Consider the following 19,579-nt stretch of genomic DNA (forward strand, 5'->3'; position numbering starts at 1 on the left):
GGCCCCGACGGCGCAGCGAGATCACCAGGTGCGCACTACCGCGCGGGCCGCCTCGTCAGCATCTTCGCCACCGACTCGAGCGACCAACACGGCCTGGAGAACGGATGCGGTCTGCGCGAAAATCATTTCCGACGAGTTCATCAGATCAAAACCCGCCCGGTCGATCGTCAGCATTCCTGGTGGAAGCCGAGGTCCCTCGCCCAGGACCCTCACCACCGGTCGAGCGAATTCGCTGGGCAGACCGATGGTGAACGGCTGGTTCCAGAGCCTACTTGGGCAGGTTGGTTCATCTTCAGCGTCGAATAGTCCGAAACCTGCCACGCCGACGCTGATCTGCGTCCGGTCGCCTGAGCCGGGAACGAACTGCCCGCCGATGACGGCGCGCGGTGTGAGTCCTCCGAACCTGCGCAGCGCTTCGACATGCAGTCGGATGGGCGTCATCGAGCGAGATATGGCTGATGCCGATCGGGAAGACTTCAGCCATTCCGCAGCCTGGTACGCCGCTTCATGGTCACCTTCGCTGATCGCGACGATGCCGTGTCGCTCGACGTCGACAACGCTCATCGTGGCCCCAACCCGTTCATCTTCCGCCACCACGGACCGAACTCCGGCGACTGATCGATCACATCGGGATCATAGTTCTTACCCGGCGGATGAGACTTCAACGCCTCCGCGTGCGCCTTGTCGTACCCCATTCCGCCGTCCATCAGTTTCGCTTCAACCGTTTCGTGGCGCATGAAGTTCGCCTGCGCCTCGGACAGCGGTCTCCCCTCCGCCAGCGCCTTGTCGATCCGGTCCAGCATCACGTTGTTCGCCTCGAACGGATCGAGCTCAGGTCGCGACAGATGCTGCCTGACCCGTGATACATCGGTCGGCGCGAAACTCGTCGGTACGTCAGGCGATCCGCCGTCCGCGTGCGACCCGGTGCCGGGTTCGTCGCCGTCATGTTTTCGGAGACCGTCCTTGACCAGCTTTCCGACGCCCAGCGTGGTGGCGGCGATCATAAAATCGGCAGTGATCTTTCCCAGTGCACGGTCCCCACGACCGTTTGCCCAGTCATCCCACGCGACCATGGACTTCAGAGTGTCCACCGGATGCGCGATGTTGTGCGCCATCGCCGCAACAGTGCCACCCGGGTCGCTGATCGCACCCCATACGCCTTCAGCCAGGCCCTGGAGGCTGTCCAGCATGCCGCCATAGAAGTTCGCATCTGATTGTTTCCGGGAGTCCTGGGGCGCTACGGCAGCCTCATAGCGCAGTGCGTCAGCAGTCAGATTGCCCACATTGGCCAGCTGGCGGCGGGCACGACCGAGGAAGTCCCTGGCCGCCTGGCGCTTCGCTTCGCCCGGATCGATGAACGGCGAGGCCTGCACCACCGTCGGATCGCCCCGTTGAGCGTTCGCTCTCGTCTGCGCTTCAGCCTCGGCCACCGCCCTGCCGTGAGCTTCCTTGGCTTGTTGAGTCTCGGCGTCGCCCTGCTGCCACTGGGCGATCGCCTCCGCAGCCTGGCCTTGCGCCCAGGCAAGACACTGCGCGAAGTCGGTCAACGCCGACGCCGCATTATCCAGGGAATCGCCGGCGTTGCCCCAGCGCGGGACCTCGGTCTGGTGATCCTCATGGAACTGGTTAGACGCGGGACCTTGCCATGCCCCAGTGTCGATCCGCCGCAGCGCATCGCCCACGGCCAGCGCATCCCGTGCCCGCTCGTGCAGCACCCGAGCGTTCTCGAACACCGCGTCCGGATTGCCGGGCACCAGCGCCTTCGGATCGGTCGTCTGCCCCAGCTCGGCGGTCATCGGATCGGCCCGGCCGACGCCCGATCCGGAGTGATCGGATCCAAACCCGGGTCGACCTTCAACGCGTCGAGGTTGGTGTGCTCAACCTCGCGGTATGCCTTCGCTGCTTTACCCAGCAGATCGCCCAGATTGCGGGCACGGTCGGACAACGCGTCGAGCCCGACGCTCCACCGCCCGCAGAATTCCGCCAGCGCGTCATGGACACCACTGTGGCCATACATCTGGGTGTCGCCGCACAACCCCCGCAACTCGAAGCTGTCCTGGTCGTGCACGATCTCGCCCATACTCTTCGAAGCGCCCTCCAGCACCTCGATCTCGACATGGAACCCTGGACCATCCACCTTTCATTCCCCCTCCACCAGCGCTTACCTTGTGCCGATCAGGCGGTCGCACCGCCCTGCCGTGCTGCGAACATCCGTGACCAGGCCCGCGCGACCACATCCGGCGGCGCCATCCGAGCAAGGACCGGAAACCGGTGCTCATCCCCGGGATCAACCATGAGACCGACACCCGGCGGGATCAGCTCCAGCAAATCCGCGCCCGACGTGGAGAAGTAGTCACACTCACCCGCATAGGCAGCCAAACGTTCGACAGTCGAGAACGCGACCATCCAGCGCCCCTGGTCACCGAGGTCGGCCACCAGCAACGCGGGCCGCTCAGGACGCCGCGCGAACACCACCGTTCCGGCGAACGTGTCCATGAAGTCACCAGGGCCGCGACTCCCAGCCCATACCTGCCGCGCCACTGTCACCAAGCGCGACACAGCCTCCCCCTGGTCACGATGCACACTCGGAACCGTACTCGGAGTGATATTCGGCTTCAACCGTCCAGCTGATGCTTAAGAGCTCCTCGGCCATGGCTCGCAGGCGGCGAGATAACCACTTCGCGCGGCCAGTCGCTCTTCGAATTCCGTCCTTCGAGACAGACCATTACCGGTGCGCGAACGACCGCGACTGTGAAGGTGGCGCTGACTCAGCCGAGGTCAGCGTCGCTTCGTGAGCCCCAACGTGAGCACGCTTCCACGGGAGCCCTGTTCACGTCTGTCCACCAGGAGAATGTCCAAGTCCGGGCTGACGCCGTGTTCCTGGGTGATCAGCCGGTTTCCCATCGCCGCCTGGATCCTGAGGGTGAACTCTGTCCCGGGTGACGCCGTGAATCCATCGGGCAGTCGGGTACGTAGCTGACGGGTGGCTGCCGGTCCGGCTGCGATGACAAGAAGGCGCTCGTCGACCTCGCGTTCGGCCACGTCGTGGAGGACGTCCGCGATTCGGCGCCACAAAGCAGGCGGCCGGTCGACGCGATCTGGCAGGTACGCGAGAGCAGCCAAGACCGTTGTAGTCGGCGAAGCCAATTCCAGCGCTCGAACCGAGGGATCAGCCATGGGTTCGCCGCTGAGCTCGATATGGCTGGGATCGGTGCCGCACTCAGTGAGACACCGTGCCAAGGCATATGCGGCCGCGTCGGGGGTGAGCAGGTGGTCGCGGCCGGCATCGGCTTCCGCCTCGAGGTACGCGGCCAGCTCCATGGCGACGCTTGTCCAGTCGTGCCCGGCGGGGCCAGACTGCCGGAATCGCGGCAACGTTCCCGCTCCAGCCCGCCACCCTTGAAGCAACCTGCGGTAGGGCTCAGGCAGCAGGTCCGTCGCGGCTGCGGGCACCGCGCCAAGAAAGTCGTCGCCAAGCTGGAGACCGAGCCGGACAATGTCGTCGAGCTGCAGCCGCTGAGCGCCGGCAAGGCGTTTCTCCGCCGGCCGGAGCGAGCCCGGTGTTCCCAGCAACTCGGCCAGTACGGAGCCGGCGAAATTTCTGCCCGGCAATTGGCGCTGCCACGCCTCACGCGCCGCAAGGAGCAGCAAGTGCTGGAGGTGCAGGGTGGCGACTTCCACGGGGTCGTGACGAGCAGAGGGCCGCCAGTTCACCGTGGACCGTCCGAACCCCTCCGGCAGAGGGCTGTCCTCCGGCTCAGCCACCTTTCAAGGATCAGCGTCGATTACTGACGTGTCAACGTCGAGAATCGACGCTTAGAGGTCGTACGCTGGTCGGGTGACGGACCACACTGGAACCAGTCACGATGCGGACCGGCGAGGCCTGCTGCTCGAAATCGGCCGCATCGTGGGGCACGACGGCACGCCGGTCACCGACATGCGTCTCCTCGGCACCGAGGTCGATGTTCTGGTGGTCATCGACGAGCAAGAACACGTCCGGCGTAGCGCGGTGCACGCGGAGTGCCTGGACGAGTTCGAGGTCGTGAGAGTCCTGGCGAACCTGCCCCGCTGGGAGCCCGTGTCGCTACACTCGCTGTCAACCCGGGAACAACGCGCCGTGCGGCGGGCGCCACGAGGCTGCCTCGACCTCGACGCCGGCACAGTGACTCGGCTGTCTGGTCCCCCACTGTCCGCAGTACTCGCCGTCGTCCATGACGACGACTGGGATCGCGGTCTCAACACGGCAAGCCAGTTCGCCCCGGTCGCCACACGCGTGCTGCTCCTGGACCACGAGCCGACGGATCTGGCGCTCGCTGCCGCGGAGGCGGCGGAGTACGGCATCGGCCTGGCCGTTACGGCGGGCACGACCGTGCGGATGGTGGTGCCGCCGGAGCGGTGGCGGGAAAGCTACTTCACCCCGGGTGGATGGCTGTTCCGCGAACAGGCATACCAGGCGTTCGCCAGTCAGACCACACGCGCCGGGGCGGACGTCACAACCCGAGTGTGAGCCACGTCCGTTGGCTGTCGTCCATCGAGATAGTCCTGATCCGTGTCCTCCGGCGAAGGTCGACGTAAGCGGCCTCGACGGTCTGCCGGTAGGCGTGCAGCCACCCCCGGCGCCCCGCAACCGGGGTGGTCGTCAGCTGCGCGCCAAGCGGGAGCCACGCTCGCAGGTTGTGCAGATTCGCGACCGCGTGGTCCGCGCGGGTGTTCGTCAGCGTCGACAGGTCGCGTCCACAGCACCCAGGCAGGGCACAGATCGGCGGACGGACGTTACGGAACCACGGTTCGTACACGGCCTGGTGGCGAAAGCTGTCGATCTCGGGAAGCAAAACGATGGGACTGCGGTCCGGCGGCTCTTTCCGCGTCTTGGCCGGGCGACGCCCGGTCACCGTGTGCCGCAGGCTGGCGAGGTACCCGATCGCACCGCCCAGCCCGCCGTGCGCAAGCGCCTCGAACACTGCGAAATCGCTCCGGTGCAGGAACACATCTGCCGCGGACGCGGTCACCACCCGCAAACCATCTGCGACGGCTTGCGCAGCGAACGGGTCGAACTGTCCCGTCACAATTAACGCGACCGGGTGACGGGAACGCTCCAAAATGGCGACCATGCCGGCTCGCTCGGCGCCGGTAAGCATGCGGGCCGGTACCGGGACTGCGACCACGACTCCCGGCATGGCAAGCGTGTTGGCCTCCGTGACCACTGCATCCAAGGTAGCGAGATCACGGACCCGCCCAGTGGGGGTCAACGCGAAATCCGCACCGTCGACCAGCTGATACTGCATGCACTGTGCCAGCGACAACGACCCAGCACCGAGAATCGACGGCAGATACATCGACTCAGACGGCATCGCGGTATACCTCATGTAGGCGGCCGTGTCCTTGCCGACCAGCAACCGCGAGCCGTAAACGCCCTTCACTGTCCGGGTCACTCGAGCGCACTGCTCATCCACGATCACGATCCCGCTGAACCCGTGGCAGAGGACCTCACCCACCGCGTCTGACACCGACGCCGCGGACGTAGCCACCAAGACGCGATCCTGCAGCAGCGACCGCGTCAACAACGAACTTGCTCGAGCTACCGTCGCCGCCACCAGCACCTCCGCCGCAATCGCCGGTCTTCCATAGTGACCGACAACTCCGACAGATCCCGGTGCGACACGCGGGCCGACTAGCACCGATCCCTCGAACTTCACACCGCAACTACCGCATTGATGACGCGACCAGAGGACGGCTGCGTTCGCCCCGGGGCCGGCCCAGGCCGCAGAAAGAGACTATATGACCGGAAGTCTCCCAGAGGACGGCGACAGTTCGAAGGGAGTGACGTGCGCATGTTTCTCACGCCTCGGGATCCATAGGCTGTCGCCGACCGGCGCGGAGCTGGACCGGGACGCCGGGACGCCGGGACGATCAAGTACGGCCGTCGCGTCTTACACGGCTGGCGAGAAGGTTGACACATTCATGCTGGCCGCGACGCGTAGATTCGGTTCGAGAAGCAGTTAAGGCTACCCCACGATAAATCTGATTCGTTATCCAACATGATTTTCGAGTTACCGGTCCAGCGTTCGGTTCGCGAGATCCGTAACCGCAACGTTTGACCATTGTCTCAGCCTGACTCAACGTCTCATTCGACTCAGCCTGAGGCATGCGCGAGGCCTTACCCTCGCGCATGTCAGGCACCGCTTTCGACGTCTTGCCTTGAGCCTTCGTCAACGATGCAAAGACGACCAGATCGCGAACGCTCGGTCGATCTCGTCCGCCAGTTCGGCCAGCTTCGGGAACTCATCGTCAATCATCTCCCAGTCGCAGATCAAGGATCCTTCTATCAGTGCCATCCAGGCATCGTAGAAGTGCTCAATCGAATGGCGAATGTGAACTTCATACATAGTGGCGTGTCGCCCGAGTAGGTCGCTCCGCTTTGCTTCGATATCCTCCTGCAGAGGGGGCATGCGCCGCACAAACGGCGATGGTACTGGCTTGGCGGATAGATCCGGATGCATGATGTCGACGCCGCGATTGTGCAGTCCCGAGGTGCGGAGATTCAAGCTCTCGAAATCACGTCGGTCAGCGGTCTTTGATAGCTTACGAAAACTCTCGACAATAATCCGTATATCGCCAGTCGAATGGGAGCCGTGATAACTACTGAACCGGGCAGCGAGCCACCTAACCTGATCTGAAACATTCCTGAGCTGAACGCTTCGCTCCTGCCATGCAACGAAGAGGGTGTCGAGATCCTCAAGCTCGTCGTCCATTTCACCAATCGACATGTCGCTCCTCCAATATCTAGAACACATCTGTGCGTTATCGGTTCACTTCTTAATCAATATATGCCTCGCGCGGTACCCTACCGGTCGCTGCGGCACTCTGGAGACAAACGTGGCAGTTGGCTGCGGACTGTTGGCCAACTTGCAGGCAGCTGCTGGTAAACAACGGCCCGAGCGGTGAGAGGGCGGAGCTCTCGGAGGTGCGGCGTCCACAGCCGGTCGAGCTGCGCCATGTCTTGGCCGTCACGCACTGTCCTACCGGAGTGATGCGCCGAAGTCGGCTTGGCTGATGCGGGCGGGTTGCCACCTAACGTGACAACCCGCCCGCACCCCCGGGTCACGCGGCACCGTGTGCCTCGGTCGTGCTGACGAGTTCCGCACCCGCCGTGCGTTGAGGTCCCCGTGGGAAGGACAGTCACATCGAGGGCACCTGAGGGGACGATGCGCCCAGGGTCTGGCGCAGGTCTCGTTGTCTGTCGCCGGGACCGAGTGTGCCAAGGACTTCCGGTTCTGGGAGACGACATCAGACGGGTTATTCCTGAGCTGGGATCGCACCCAGCACGCCATGGCGGTTGTCGAGGTCCTGCTTAAGTTGGCACACGACGATAAACGTGCGCACGTTTTGCGCCGGTGACCAGGAAGCTGCTCACACATCCCCATGCTGATCGATCGCGGCTTCGTAGAAGGCGTCTGCGAGCGCCACGATGACAGCACTGATTCCAGGTCCATCGCTGAAGAAGTAGTCGGCCATGGTGTTGTGGGCCTCCTGGTTATCGACGACCGCCTCAGTGACCGCCGCCTGGAAGTCCTGTGACTCCATGAACTGCTTCTTCGAGTTCACTTTGGTCTGGTTGACCAGGTTCGGGTAGGCGAGCAGCTGCTGCACCAGTCCCTGCACGAACTCGCGGACCTGAGACCCGGAGAACGACTCTGCGCCGAAGAGGTCGTTCATCTTGTCGATGACGATCTGGAGCGCGACGTATTTTGGTTCCTTCCGCGCCCCGGAACCCGCGGCGCTGATCCCCTTCAGCTCACCGTCGCCAGTCAGCGAGATGTCAACCACGGTCCCTTTGCTGTGCTTGACGCCGACCAGGACGACATCGGAGAGGTCGACCTCCGCGGCCCACGATGAATCCGCGATAACCTTCTCGAGAAGCCGCAGGAAGATCGACAGCATCTCCAGGTACGCATCGCCGTAGTCGATGATCTGGCTCATGAAGTCGTAGAGCCGGACGTATGTGGAGATGTCCTTGCGGAACAGGTCGAGGGCGTTGAGAGTGACTTTGTCGTCGGCCTCAATCGCAGCCGCATAGCGGCGGGCGAAGTCGTTCTTGGCCGGGCTGATCGCAGCCGAGAGCGCGTTGTTGCCCTTTCGGGTGACCCACAGTCCGGCGACCTCGCGTACCTGCTCTGGCGTGTAGATCCCGGCTTGGGCGAGCTTGCTGGCGAGGTGGAAAACGATGTACGGGTCGGTCTCGGTCTCCAGCGTGGCGTTGGTGAAGTACGGCTCGAACGCGGCCCGGATGTCCTCGGGCTTGTTCACGAAGTCGATGACGAAAGTTTTGCGCTTCTGTTCCCCGCCGGCAGCGCGGTGGGTGCGGTTGAGGCGGGACAGCGTTTGCACGGCCGTGAGCCCGGGGAGCTTCTTGTCGACGTACATCGCCGAGAGCAGCGGCTGGTCGAAACCTGTCTGGAACTTGTTGGCGACCAGCATGATCTTGTACGTCTCGCCCTTGAAGGCTGCGGCCAGGTCCGAGCCGGCACCGGGGTTCAGGTTGGCCTCGGTGAACTCGTCGTCCTTGCTCGGCTGCGGTCCCCAGTCCGAATCCCACTCATCGTCCTCGGCCATGGTCACCGAGTTGGAGAAGGCGACCAAGGTGCGGTAGTTGTACGAGGGGTCCAAAGCGGCTCGCTTGGCGATGTAGGCGTCGATCGCCTTCTTGTACTTCACCACTGCCTTACGCGAGTCGGTCACGACCATCGCCTTCGCCTTGCCTTCCAGCAGGTGGGCAACGTTGACGTGGAAGTGCTCGACGATGATCTGCACCTTCTGGCTGATGTTGGTCGGGTGCAGCTTCACCCATCGCATCAGCCCCTTGCGCGCCGCGGCCTCGTCCACCACCACGTCGCCGTCGCCGCTTTCGGCCTGGCCGGCGATCTTCAGTGCGGTGTCGTAGGACTGGTAGCCCCTGAGTACGTCGAGGATGTAGCCCTCCTCGATCGCTTGCCGCATCGAGTAGAGGTGGAACTCGACTGGCTTCCTGTCAGGACCCTTGCGGCCGAAGAGCTCCAGGGTCTTGTTCTTCGGCGTCGCGGTGAACGCGAGGAAGGAGATGTTCTCCGACTCAGCCCGCTCAGTCATCTCCGAGGCCAGGATCGCCTCGACGTCGACGGAGCCGCCTTCCTCGATCTCCTTGACCTCCTCCGCGGTCAGCACCGCCTTGAGCTTGGAGGAGATCTGCCCGGACTGCGAGGAGTGCGCCTCGTCCGCGATCACCGCGAACCGCCGCCCCTTCAACGACGAGTGGGCCTGGATCTCTTCAAGGGCGAACGGGAAAGTCTGCACCGTCACCGCGATGATCAGCTCCCCGTTCTTCAACGCGGTCGCCAGCAGTCCGGACTTCGACTTCGCCCCCGCCTTGCGGACGTCCTCCGGGCTGATCGTGGCCACGATCTTCCCTGACCCGTCGATCTGCCGGATCGCCTCCTGGAGCTGCCCGTCGAGCACGGTGCGGTCCACGACCACGATCACCGAGTCGAAGACCTTCTCGTCGTTCACGTGCAGCCGCGCCAGTCGGTGTGCGGTCCAGGCGATGGTGTTCGTCTTCCCCGACCCTGCCGAGTGCTCGATCAGGTAGCGGTGGCCCACCCCCTCCTCGCGCACCGCGGCCACGATGTTCGTCACGGCCTCCCACTGGTGGAACCGGGGGAAGAGCATGCTCGTGCGCCGCACTGAGGTCCCGGTCGCGACGTCCCACTCCTCCTTGGTCTCCACGATCATCAGCTTGCCGATGATGTTGAGCCAGGCGTCCTTCTCCCAGACCCGCTCCCACAGGTACGCCGTCGCCGATTGCCCGCTCTGGCCCGGCGGGTTCCCCGCACCGTTGTCGTGACCCATGTTGAACGGAAGAAAGTGCGTCTTCTCGCCCTCGAGCCGGGTGGTCATCGCGGCCAGGTCGTTGGAGACCGCGAAGTGCACCAGCGCTCGATGGCCGAACGACAGCAGCGGCTCCGCTCGCCCGTTGGTCAGCGGGTTCCGGTTCTTGCGGTACTGGTTGATCGCCTCACCGAGGGACTGGGTGAAGTCGGTCTTCAGCTCCACGGTGGCGACCGGGAGTCCGTTGACGAAGAAGACCAGGTCGACACTTCGCTGGTCAGCGGTGGAGAAGTGCACCTGCCGCATCACTCGCACCCGCATCGCCGCGTACTGCTCGTTGGTGGTCGCGTTCAGGCTGGTCTCGGGACGGAACTGCGCCATCTTCAACCGGCCACCGCCGATGTATTGCACCCCGTTGCGCAGGATGTTCAACGTCCCGCCACCATGTTCGAGGGGTTTGTCGAGCGTCGTGGTCAGCACGTCGAGGAACTTCGCCTCCGACCCCGCGGCCTTCAAAGCCTTCTCGTAGGCCGACTTCTGAGTCTCCTCCAGCCAGGCGAACACGTCCTCAGGGAACAGCGCCCGCTCCCGGTCGTACCCGGTGTCATTGGCTGAGCAGAGCCACCCGTGGTCGGCCAGGTACTCGCAGATCTCGGTCTCGAAGACGCCCTCGTGGTGGTCCGCCATCACACCCTCTCCCGCACGTCGATCTGCCCCGTCACCGCCGCCGTGATCAACGCCGACCGCCGCTCACGCGATAGTTCGACGAACCGCTCCGACTCTGCGATCAGCGCATCGATCTTCGCAGTCTGCTCGTCGAGATACGCCACAATCTTTCGCTGCTCTTCGACCGGCGGACGCAGGAAGGGCGCCTCTCCCAACTCGTCGCGATTGACCTTGGGCATCTTCACTCGCAGAGATGCGAGCGTCGCGAACGCATGGAATGGACGGGCGAGCATGAAGTACATGAGGTACCGGTGGTCGTCGCCGCGCCGACTCGACATCGCATACATGTCTGCACTTGTCAGGCAGTCCTCCGTGGCCACAGCGACTTTGTTCAGCGCCGGCCTGATCTTCGAGTAAAGGATTTGGCCAGCATTGGCGAGGTACTTGCCGCTGTCGGCCCCTTGCTCCCGCGCGGTTTCCCGACCGACAATTCGCCCGGTCCCAGACTCGATGTGGTTCGGCGCGACCAGAACCATGTCAGCCCACGGGTCATCACGTGGGTCAACCTGACCGCCGTTCACGTCCATCTCTCGACTGAAGCGGCTGATAGTCCAGTGAGCGGGAACCGCCCCGAGGTACACATTGCCACTGTCAGCGAGCGCAGCGCCGTCAAGTCCGCGTGTCGCAGCCTGCGTGAGCACGACTGAGCGTCGCTCGCGGAGCATCGTGATCAGGCGCTGCTGCTCCTCGATGAGCGTGTCGATCCGGGCGGTCTCGCGGTCGAGGTAGGTGGCGATGGCCCGCTGCTCGTCCAGCGGGGGAACTAGCCACGGCGCATCGGCCAACTCCTCGCGATTGACCTTCGGCATCTTCACGCGCATCGAAATGATCGTCACAAACGTGTGAAACGGCCGCGCCAAGAAATAGTAGAGCGCGAATCGCGGCTCGACCCTGTCAAAGAATGACATTGCGTACATATCCGCACTGCATAGCGCTTGAGTCTCAGCAATCGCCGCCTTGTTGAGCACTGGTCGGATCTTTGAATACACAAGCTGACCCTGCTCGACAAGATATTTACCACTGTCGGCGCCCTGTGATTCTGCCGTTTCGATGCCAATAATCCGCCCTGTGTTGCTATCGATGTGATTGGGAGCGATCAGGGTCATACCGCACCAGGGCTCTTCTCGAGGATCTACCTGTCCACCGTTGATAACTGCCTCATAGCGGAAACGGCTGAGCTCCCAATGTGCTGGTATTTCGCCCAGCCACGGGGAGTTTGCTGACGTCATCTCGTCGTAGGGCTTCATCGGTCCTCGACTTCCTGGAGGAGGTCGAGAATCTTGGCGACCTGCTTCTCCAGGTCAGCGTCGATCTCGGCGAGCGGGCGGGGCGGAACGTACTTATAGAAGTGACGGGTGAAGGGGATCTCGTATCCGATCTTGATCTTGACCCAGTCGATCCAGGCGTCGGGGACGTGCGGCTGCACCTCGGCCTCGAAGTACGCCTGGATGACCTCGGTCTTGCCTGCTGGGCCAGCCGTTGAGCCGCCGTAGGCGAATGGGACGTTCTCGGTATCGCGTTTCTTGGTGTCCGGTTTGGGTTTGCCCTTCCGGTCGAGTACTGGCTGGCCAGACTCGTCGAGGAGAGGGCGCTCGACGGTTATGGTCCAGTAGCCGAACTCGTCGTTGCACAGCACCTTGGAGTAGTCGGGGTCGGCGTTGGTGAAGTCGTCGTACAACTTCACTACCTTGGCACGGTCCTCTTCACTGAGCTCACGGTTCTTGGCGCCGAGGTTCTTGCGCATCTTTGTCCAGAACGACGAACCGTCGATGAGCTGGACCAGGCCCTTGCGGTGAGGGTGCTTGGTGTTGTCAAGAATCCAGATGTAGGTGGCGATTCCGGTGTTGAAAAACATGTTGGTCGGCAGCGCGACGATCGCATCGACCAGATCGTTCTCCAACAGCCACCTACGAATGTTGGAGGGACCAGAGGCGGCGGCACCGTTGAAGAGTGGCGAGCCGTTCATGACGATGCCGACCCGGCCGCCGCCGTCCTCCGGAGCACGCATCTTGTGGGCCAAGTGGAGCAGAAAGAGCATCTGCCCGTCGGAGGTCGACGGTAGGCCGGGGGCGAACCGACCGTAGGGGCCCGCTTCGTCACGCTCTTTTGCGACCACCTTGGCGTACTGCTTCCAGTCGACGCCGTAGGGTGGGTTGGACATGCAGAAGTCGAATTGGCGGCCCTGGAACGCGTCATCGGTCAGAGTGTTGCCGAAGGCGATGTTGGACGCGTCGTGGCCCTTGGCCAGCAGGTCGGACTTGCAGATCGCATAAGACTGCGGGTTGTACTCCTGGCCGTACAAGCTCAGCTTCGCGTCGGGGTTCTGATCGAGCAGGTGTTCCTCGGCCAGCGCGAGCATGCCGCCGGTGCCCGCGGTGGGGTCGTAGAGCGTGCGGACGATGTCGGCCTCGGACAGGTCGGCGTTCTTCTCAGCGAAGAGCAGGTCGACCAGCAGTCGGATGGCGTCGCGCGGGGTGTAGTGGTCGCCGGAGGTTTCGTTCGCGGCCTCGTTGAACTTGCGGATGATGTACTCGAACGCATCGCCCATGTCGGCGTTGGAGACGACGTCGGGATGCAGGTCGATGTTCTTGAAGGACGTGACGACTTCGCGCAGGAGCTCTGCCTTCTCCAGGGCGAGGATCTCTTTCTTGAAGTCGAAGTATTCGAACACGTCGACATCGGGCGAGAACCGGTCGATGTAGTCGGCCAGGTTGTCCGCGAGCCCGTCGGCGTCAGCCAGCAGGTTGACGAAAGAGTAGTTCGACGTGTTGTAAAACCGTCGGCCAGTGGCCTTCTTGACCTCGATCCTGAGCCTGTTCGGGTTGTCGTGTCTCACCGCCAGGGCGCGCACCTTTTCGCGGTCGGGCTCGAGGATGCAGTCGAGGCGGCGCAGGATCGTGAGCGGAAGGATCACGTTGCCGTACTGGTTGGGCCGGTAGGGACCCCGAAGCTGGTCGGCGATCTTCCAGATGAAACTACCGAGGTTGCTCACAAAACTCCTAACGAGGCTCACTCGACGATGAATGGTGGACGCCCAGTGCGAGCTAGTGCACGCCGCCCGAACAGGCGCGCACAGTCTGCAGCTGCCAACGTTTCACGAGAACATCTTTGCAAATCACGGCACCCGACGTGGCACGAAGGCGGCAGCGGTGACCGGATCATCGAGAACGGCTCGCTCACCGCGTTGCTGCGGTTGGCCTCGGGAGGCCTCCCAGTTCCGCAGGTTCCCTGCGCCGGCATCCTGGCCGGTCTGCTTAGAGCTCGCGAGGGGAGCCGGCAGCACGATCACGCGGACCTCCTCGATACACCAGTCATTAACGCCGATCTGTGCGAAGCCACGTCGGCAGTCACGTTGCTGTGGTGATGCTGACAGGAACGTTGATTTGCTGGGCGACAGGCGTCCAGACGTCGACATCGAGAGCGGGCGTCTCGATCGAGAGGATCAGGGCGTAGCGGGCACCATCCTCGCTGCGGTCGCGTGCCTTGTTCTCCTTCCACCAGCCGGTCACCGGGAATACGGCTAGAGCGCCGCGCTGGGCGAGGTCGGCGGCGTTGCCGGTCCAAATGTCTGTGTGCAAGGACCCTGGTGCGCGCTGGTGATCAGGGCCGAAGAACCACTCGCCGGTGTCTTTGCTGGAGCTGGCTCGTTTCTCGTCTTCAGCCAGCGCCTTCTCGTTGATCCGCTTCTGAAACTCGGTGTTCGATTCGGTCGCCCGGCGAAGGTCGAAGCGAAGACCGTGGGAGGCGTAGCTATAGCGACGCTGCCAGCCGCGCCGACCGGGGTTGGGTTCGATGAAATACGACAGAGTGACCCGCAGGCGGACCTGCGCTTCGCCGAGATCAGCGAGGACTTCGGTGGGCCACGGCAGGTCGTGAAAGTGGATTTCGCGCATGGCGCCGGCGGCGAAGGGATGGATGGTGTCCTGCGCGATGAGAGTCAACGCGTCGGTGGCGCTGCGGGTGGCCCGCGCGAGGTCCGGGACCCCCATGCCGTAGCGGCGGTGAAAAGCGATGCGGGGTCCCTTCGTCTTGCTAGCCGGGAATCGGGCCTTCATCACGGGTGTCCACTCGGCGGAGTGCACGATCAGCGCCCGCACGGTCTCCGGCCACAGCGCCGGGTACTCGGCCATCACCGACGCTGACAGCGCTGCGGCCTGGGCGGTGGCGGCACTGGTGGCGTGGGTAGTGGTCAGCAGGCGTGTGGTTCCGATGGGCGCGTTGGTGGTCAGGATCTGCAGGTTTGGCGGTGTGTCGAACATGGTGCCGTCCGGTGAGCGGGCCACGTTGCCGCCTTCAAGCACGACATCGGGTTTAACTGGCCAGGCGCGGCTGAACGCCACCGAGGTGCGGCTGAACGGCGACAGTTCGCCTCGTGGTGCCCAGGGCGTCCATCCAGCGAAGTCGACGGCGGCACCGGTCATGGTGTCTAGTTCGGTGAACGCACCGACGGTCAGGACGTTCCACGCCTGGGCAGGGTCTTCCACCGGTTCAAGGTCACTACGGTCGAGGTGCTCGTCACCGGGATGCCAGGACCGCACGTTGCCCGCCGACACGACGAACAGGCGCTTCGCGGCGTGGTCGGCGTCGTCGAGGAACACCAATCCATCCTCGTCAGCGAGGACGCTGCGACCGGCGGCGAGTGCGTCGAGACTGGCCGACCAGGATGATGGCTGCCCGGACGCAGGCTGGGTTGCCGCACCGTTCGTCGATGTCGCCACAGGTGCAGTGACGGCAAGTGAGTAGACCCGGCGGCGGTTCGGTGCCTGGATCTCGGCTTGGCTCGTTCCGGCCGCGGTGACCGCGCCGTAGAGGTCGGGGGCGTTCTGCTGTGGCGGCGGCGGGAGCAACTTGACCGACTCCAGCCGATGGCGTAGCCGCAGCGGCTGTGGTGACCCCAGGGCTTGGCCAAGGTCGCCATACAGGGCGAGGCCGGCCATCTCGGTGCCGTGCCCCCGGTCGTCGTAGACCGGCCACGACGGGTCTGCGGCGTGGCAGTCCTCTCGAGGTAACGAGGCCTGCAGCAGGGGATGTTCCTGGTAAACGCCGCTGTCGATGACACAGACCGCAGGTGCCTCTGGACCGGCGGATTCTAGCCTCTCCACGAGGTCGCCGATCCAGGCGGTCTGGTCGGTCGCGTCCGTTTCCGCCAGGAACTGTATCGGGTCGTGCGGCCGGCGCAGCTCGGCCAGATCGTCGAGAACGTCGACAGCGGTGGCGAGCTGGTCGACGGTCGCTTCAACCAGCATTACCGTCCGGTCCCCGAATCCAAGGCTGCGAGAACCGGTACGCAGTCCGGTGGCCGAAGCGAACTCACGAAATCGGCTCACCTCGTTCCCGTCGCGCCGCCGCAGCCACGCCTCCCACCAGAACAGCTGGCCCGGCTCCGGGAACTCGGCTGGTGGGTCAGTCCACAACGCCGCAATCGACGCCGTCCGCACTGCCTGAACACGATCCACGAGATCCCGATTGCGGGGCTTCACGTCATGCACAGTTTCGAGGTATTGCGTGATCCGGTCCAGGAAGTGGTTGAGCTTGCCCTGCGGGACGAACACGGTGGCTCGTTCCACGGTGACGCCGTCGCCGAGGTCGACCTCCTGCACCGCGCACAGCTCCGGGTGGACGGCACCTTGCTGGGGGTCGAGCTTCTCAAGGGCGAGGTGCACCCCGGGAAAGCTCTCGAAGCTGACGTAGACGCCGTCGACCGCACCTTCGACCTGCACATCGCGCTGACGCCGTCGTACCTCGGCGTCGGCGTCGACCTGACGGAGGGCGTCGTGCAACTGCTGGCCGTGTTGGCGCCGGTTCGCCGGCACGGGAACTGCTTGCCCCTTGATCGCGCGCGGCGGCGGTGAGTAGTCAGTAGCCTGCGCTGGGGACGGGATGAACAGATGGGGGCGATCGCGAGGTTCTGGCATGACGGTTCCGCGGGTCAACCGAGCAGGTGCTGGCGCCGCTCCTGCAGCGCTGCACAAAGGCTCGTCGTGGTGACCCGGCCGTCGCCGGCCAGGATCGCTTCCTTGGCCGCCAGATCCGCGGCGATGGTGATCTCGCCGTGGCTGAGACCGTCGGCAGCCGCGTCGACCTTCGACCAGCTCAGCCGGTCGGTGGGGACGTTGGCCAAGCGGGTCCGGATCACGTCACGCACGACCTCGCCAGCAGGCAGCGGATAGTCGATCACCGCGTCGAACCGGCGGAACATCGCCCGGTCCAGCAACTGCGGGTGGTTGGTTGTGGCCACCAGCAGGCTGTCCGAAGTATCGACTTCGAGGAACTGCAGGAACGAGTTCAGCACCCGTCGGATCTCGCCCACGTCGTTGCCAGCGGCGCGGTCACCCGCGAGGGCGTCGACCTCGTCGAACAGGTAGACACCGCGGGTCTCCGACAACGCGTCGAAGATCAGCCGTAACTTCGCGGCTGTCTCCCCCATGAACTTGGTGATGAGTCCGTCGAGCCGGATCATGAAAAGGGGAAGCCGTAGCTCGCCGGCCAGTACATGTGCCGACATGGTCTTACCGGTTCCCGGTGGGCCTGTGAGCAGCAACCGGCGCAGAGGTTGGAAGCCGTGCGACCGGAGGCGGTCACTTTGCCGTTGCTCCAGCAGTACGCGTGCGAGGCGTTCCCGAACGCTCTCGTCAAGCGCCAGGTCAGCGAGGAGGTTCTGTGGGTAGGTGACCGACAGCAGCTGCGCCAGCTCGCCGCGCGGCTGCACCACTGGGACAGGGCGCGTCGCCGTCGAGTTACGGCCTTGCTGTGCCCGCAGCGTGTCGACAAGGTCCCGCAGATCCTGGGCGAACCGGTTCTGTCCTTGCCGCGCCGCACCGGCAGCCACCTGCAGGGCCACAGAGTAGAAGCGGGTGTCGTCCCCTTCCGCATGGCTCTTAACCATGGCCTTTACCTGGTCAGCCGTCGCCACGACCTCACCTCCCTCCCGCGAGTAAGCACTGTATTCGACCATAGCGCTCCCGGCAGACGGTGCAGCCCAGTAATTGTTCCAATGTGTGACTGGCCCATCACCAGCTCAGCAGAGGCAGTCAGCTGCGATCCGGGCGGTGCAGGAATGAAGGCCTGTGTCACGCGGCGGGGGTGGCGCTTGCTCCGAGACTTTGGCGGTATTCGAAGGCCTCGGGGTCGTCGCGGTAGTCCAGGAGGTTGCCGGTGAGGTTGGTCAGCAGGGTTTTGACTTCTGCCGGAGTGGCGTGGAAGTACTCCCGGCGCCGATTGACCCGGTTGAGGCGTCGGTCCTCGAGTTGGGTGTGCAGCTGGTGCTCGATGCCGACGGCGTCGGAAGAGAAGAACAAGGCATGCACGTCGAAGCGGAACGGCACAGACGCGGAGCCGAGCTCGCGTACCCGCTCCATCGGTTCGAGGCGTCGGGTCATACCGATCTTCACGACGCCGGGCCCGAAGGAGCCGATGTTGCTGATCACGTAGACGTAGCCCGCGCGGATGTTCGCCTCGCGCTGCTCGATGCCGTCCAGCGCGGCTGTGATGTCGGCCAGCTTGGCCTCGAGCTCGGCGATGCCCTGCAGATCGCCGCTGTCGCGGAGGGCGGCGATGGCGTTGAGGTAGTGGGTTCGCTCCTTGAGCAGCCGCTCGTGCTCACGGCGGTACTCTGCCAGCGCTTTCGCCTCCTCGCGCAGGGCGGCGCGGTGCTCGCGCTCTTCTTCCTTCTCTTGTTGCTTCTTAGCCAGATAGTCGGCGGTCAGTTCCAGCTCCCTGACCCGGGTCTGGTGGTAGGCGGGACTGATCCGGATCGAAGCCATGGCACCGAGTTTCTCGATGGTGCGGACCGCGGTCTCCAGGCGTTTGATCGCCGACGGGAGGTTGCCGGCCCTGAGCACGCGGACACAATTCTCGGCTTCGGCGTTGTAGGCGCGCAGCATCAGCTTCGACAGATCGCCGACGAACTTGCGGCCCTTGGCCACGGAGTTGTTGTACTGGAACGTGTCGGAAGACTCGACGGCGGTCTTCGCCTTGGTCATGTCCTTCACCGCCGTCTTGAGCCGATCGAGTTCGGCTTTGTATGCCTCGGCGTCGGCGAGCACGTGCCGGTATTGGTAGATGCCGACCTGCTGGAGCAGCCGGACGTCGTCGGTCTCGACCACCTCGGCGCGCAGCTCGGCCAGCTGTGCCTGGAACCGGGCGAGGTCGCTGGTCATGGCCGCGGTTTCCTGCCGGTAGCGGTCCTGCCCGGTCTGCAGCCGCTGGGCTAGCGCGGCGATTTCCTGCTGCCGCTGGACTGCGTCGAGCGCACCCAGACGCTGCAGTTCCTGGCGCAGTGCAGCGTTCTCCCGCAGCGCCGCGTCGAGTTCTTCCTGCCGCTTGCGACCACCAAACACCCGCGTCTCCCCTCGTCGGTTCCGGACCCGGCGGAGACGGTTCGCGCCGTCGCCGCGTGACACCCTCAGCGCTATCAGGTGCCCCGAAGGTGTTGATCTTGTCCGCCCGGATGTTGAAGTGTGCCCGACGCGGGCTGACCGAGGTACCGCCGCACGGGGCGCCCGACGGCAGCCCTGGCACGTTCGAGGCTAGAGGAGGAAGGGAGGGGCACGTCACTGCTGCTTCGACTGCTCAACCTCGGGCTCCCCAGCCTTAACACACTCGCAGCGGCGATCCGCAGCTCATCCGCGAAGCACTTCAGTTCATCGTCGTTCGGACGCTCGGATACTGGCCCGACACAGCTGAGCGCCAAACGAAACATCTGGCAACAGGTCAACAACTTCCACGGCTGAATACTCCTACGGCCGCAAACCAGCAGGCTTCACGCGATGAGCCCGACCTGAAGGCCGCCATACGGCTCCTGATAGTCGTCTGCGTCCAGTTCGCCGCTGGCCCCAGGCCCATTAGCTGAAGTCGCTCAAGAAGCTTCGCCACGTAGCGCGTGTCCCCCTGATGGCGGCCTTTGACAAGCACGAGGTCATCACAACGGGTACGCGACGTCAGCTCGGCCCCGTTGACGTCATTCCGGACGGCTTGCAACTCGCGAAGTTGC

The 19,579-nt window shown here is 64.2% G+C and carries 15 protein-coding genes; 2 read left to right on the forward strand and 13 right to left on the reverse strand.

Going from position 1 to position 19,579, the window contains the following annotated elements:
* Positions 1 to 21 precede the first annotated feature (21 nt).
* The 5 genes from AB0N89_RS06030 to AB0N89_RS06050 all read right to left on the reverse strand — a co-directional run bounded on the left by AB0N89_RS06030 (position 22) and on the right by AB0N89_RS06050 (position 3,765).
* Entirely contained in the window at positions 22 to 564 is a 543-nt protein-coding gene (locus AB0N89_RS06030; protein WP_364200674.1) for a hypothetical protein, read from the reverse strand.
* A complete protein-coding gene (locus AB0N89_RS06035; RefSeq protein ID WP_364200676.1) occupies positions 561 to 1,796 on the reverse strand; it encodes a putative T7SS-secreted protein in 1,236 nt (411 codons plus the stop codon). Before AB0N89_RS06035 ends, AB0N89_RS06030 begins: the two co-directional genes overlap by 4 nt.
* Positions 1,793 to 2,080, reverse strand: coding sequence for a hypothetical protein (locus tag AB0N89_RS06040; protein ID WP_364200678.1), 288 nt, complete (start codon positions 2,078 to 2,080; stop codon positions 1,793 to 1,795). Before AB0N89_RS06040 ends, AB0N89_RS06035 begins: the two co-directional genes overlap by 4 nt.
* A 95-nt stretch (positions 2,081 to 2,175) precedes the next feature.
* On the reverse strand, positions 2,176 to 2,496 hold the full coding sequence (locus AB0N89_RS06045; protein WP_364200680.1) for an SseB family protein: 321 nt from the start codon (positions 2,494 to 2,496) through the stop codon (positions 2,176 to 2,178).
* Positions 2,497 to 2,778: 282 nt separating this feature from the next.
* Positions 2,779 to 3,765, reverse strand: coding sequence for a hypothetical protein (locus tag AB0N89_RS06050; RefSeq protein ID WP_364200682.1), 987 nt, complete (start codon positions 3,763 to 3,765; stop codon positions 2,779 to 2,781).
* A 73-nt stretch (positions 3,766 to 3,838) separates the two neighbouring features.
* On the opposite strand from AB0N89_RS06050, the gene AB0N89_RS06055 reads away from it, so the two are divergent.
* Complete coding sequence (locus AB0N89_RS06055; RefSeq protein WP_364200684.1) at positions 3,839 to 4,507, forward strand: hypothetical protein; 669 nt, start codon at positions 3,839 to 3,841, stop codon at positions 4,505 to 4,507.
* On the opposite strand, the gene AB0N89_RS06060 is transcribed toward AB0N89_RS06055, so the two are convergent.
* From AB0N89_RS06060 to AB0N89_RS06085, 6 genes are all read right to left on the reverse strand, one after another.
* A complete protein-coding gene (locus AB0N89_RS06060) occupies positions 4,491 to 5,594 on the reverse strand; it encodes a hypothetical protein (protein ID WP_364200686.1) in 1,104 nt (367 codons plus the stop codon). The two genes, AB0N89_RS06055 and AB0N89_RS06060, sit on opposite strands and share 17 nt — an antisense overlap.
* A 615-nt stretch (positions 5,595 to 6,209) precedes the next feature.
* Complete coding sequence (locus AB0N89_RS06065; protein ID WP_364200688.1) at positions 6,210 to 6,767, reverse strand: hypothetical protein; 558 nt, start codon at positions 6,765 to 6,767, stop codon at positions 6,210 to 6,212.
* Between the two features lie 643 nt (positions 6,768 to 7,410).
* Positions 7,411 to 10,548: a DEAD/DEAH box helicase family protein gene (locus tag AB0N89_RS06070; protein ID WP_364200690.1), complete on the reverse strand. Its 3,138-nt coding sequence runs from the start codon at positions 10,546 to 10,548 to the stop codon at positions 7,411 to 7,413.
* On the reverse strand, positions 10,548 to 11,834 hold the full coding sequence (locus tag AB0N89_RS06075; protein ID WP_364200692.1) for a restriction endonuclease subunit S: 1,287 nt from the start codon (positions 11,832 to 11,834) through the stop codon (positions 10,548 to 10,550). Before AB0N89_RS06075 ends, AB0N89_RS06070 begins: the two co-directional genes overlap by 1 nt.
* Positions 11,831 to 13,579: a class I SAM-dependent DNA methyltransferase gene (locus AB0N89_RS06080; RefSeq protein ID WP_364200694.1), complete on the reverse strand. Its 1,749-nt coding sequence runs from the start codon at positions 13,577 to 13,579 to the stop codon at positions 11,831 to 11,833. Before AB0N89_RS06080 ends, AB0N89_RS06075 begins: the two co-directional genes overlap by 4 nt.
* A gap of 355 nt (positions 13,580 to 13,934) precedes the next feature.
* Positions 13,935 to 16,139 carry a S8 family peptidase gene (locus AB0N89_RS06085; protein WP_364200696.1) on the reverse strand — a complete coding sequence of 735 codons (2,205 nt, stop codon included), beginning with the start codon at positions 16,137 to 16,139 and terminating at the stop codon, positions 13,935 to 13,937.
* On the opposite strand from AB0N89_RS06085, the gene AB0N89_RS06090 reads away from it, so the two are divergent.
* The gene (locus AB0N89_RS06090) at positions 16,110 to 16,439 is read left to right on the forward strand and encodes a hypothetical protein (RefSeq protein WP_364200698.1); all 330 of its coding nucleotides are present in this window, start codon (positions 16,110 to 16,112) and stop codon (positions 16,437 to 16,439) included. The two genes, AB0N89_RS06085 and AB0N89_RS06090, sit on opposite strands and share 30 nt — an antisense overlap.
* 77 nt (positions 16,440 to 16,516) lie before the next feature.
* Here AB0N89_RS06090 and AB0N89_RS06095 read toward each other — a convergent pair whose 3' ends face one another.
* Both AB0N89_RS06095 and AB0N89_RS06100 read right to left on the reverse strand, forming a co-directional pair.
* Positions 16,517 to 17,500: an ATP-binding protein gene (locus tag AB0N89_RS06095; protein WP_364200700.1), complete on the reverse strand. Its 984-nt coding sequence runs from the start codon at positions 17,498 to 17,500 to the stop codon at positions 16,517 to 16,519.
* Positions 17,501 to 17,657: 157 nt separating this feature from the next.
* A complete protein-coding gene (locus AB0N89_RS06100; protein ID WP_364200702.1) occupies positions 17,658 to 18,926 on the reverse strand; it encodes a DUF4041 domain-containing protein in 1,269 nt (422 codons plus the stop codon).
* Between the last annotated feature and the right edge of the window lie 653 nt (positions 18,927 to 19,579).

Source organism: Amycolatopsis sp. NPDC089917 (assembly GCF_040684635.1).
Taxonomy (GTDB): Bacteria; Actinomycetota; Actinomycetes; order Mycobacteriales; family Pseudonocardiaceae; genus Amycolatopsis.

Excerpts from the sequence above, each read along its gene's own strand:
- AB0N89_RS06045 (WP_364200680.1), bottom strand. The coding sequence starts at position 2,496 with ATGGACACGTTCGCCGGAACGGTGGTGTTCGCGCGGCGTCCTGAGCGG.
- AB0N89_RS06065 (WP_364200688.1), bottom strand. The coding sequence starts at position 6,767 with ATGTCGATTGGTGAAATGGACGACGAGCTTGAGGATCTCGACACCCTC.
- AB0N89_RS06035 (WP_364200676.1), bottom strand. The coding sequence starts at position 1,796 with ATGACCGCCGAGCTGGGGCAGACGACCGATCCGAAGGCGCTGGTGCCC.
- AB0N89_RS06030 (WP_364200674.1), bottom strand. The coding sequence starts at position 564 with ATGAGCGTTGTCGACGTCGAGCGACACGGCATCGTCGCGATCAGCGAA.
- AB0N89_RS06040 (WP_364200678.1), bottom strand. The coding sequence starts at position 2,080 with ATGGGCGAGATCGTGCACGACCAGGACAGCTTCGAGTTGCGGGGGTTG.
- AB0N89_RS06075 (WP_364200692.1), bottom strand. The coding sequence starts at position 11,834 with ATGAAGCCCTACGACGAGATGACGTCAGCAAACTCCCCGTGGCTGGGC.
- AB0N89_RS06070 (WP_364200690.1), bottom strand. The coding sequence starts at position 10,548 with ATGGCGGACCACCACGAGGGCGTCTTCGAGACCGAGATCTGCGAGTAC.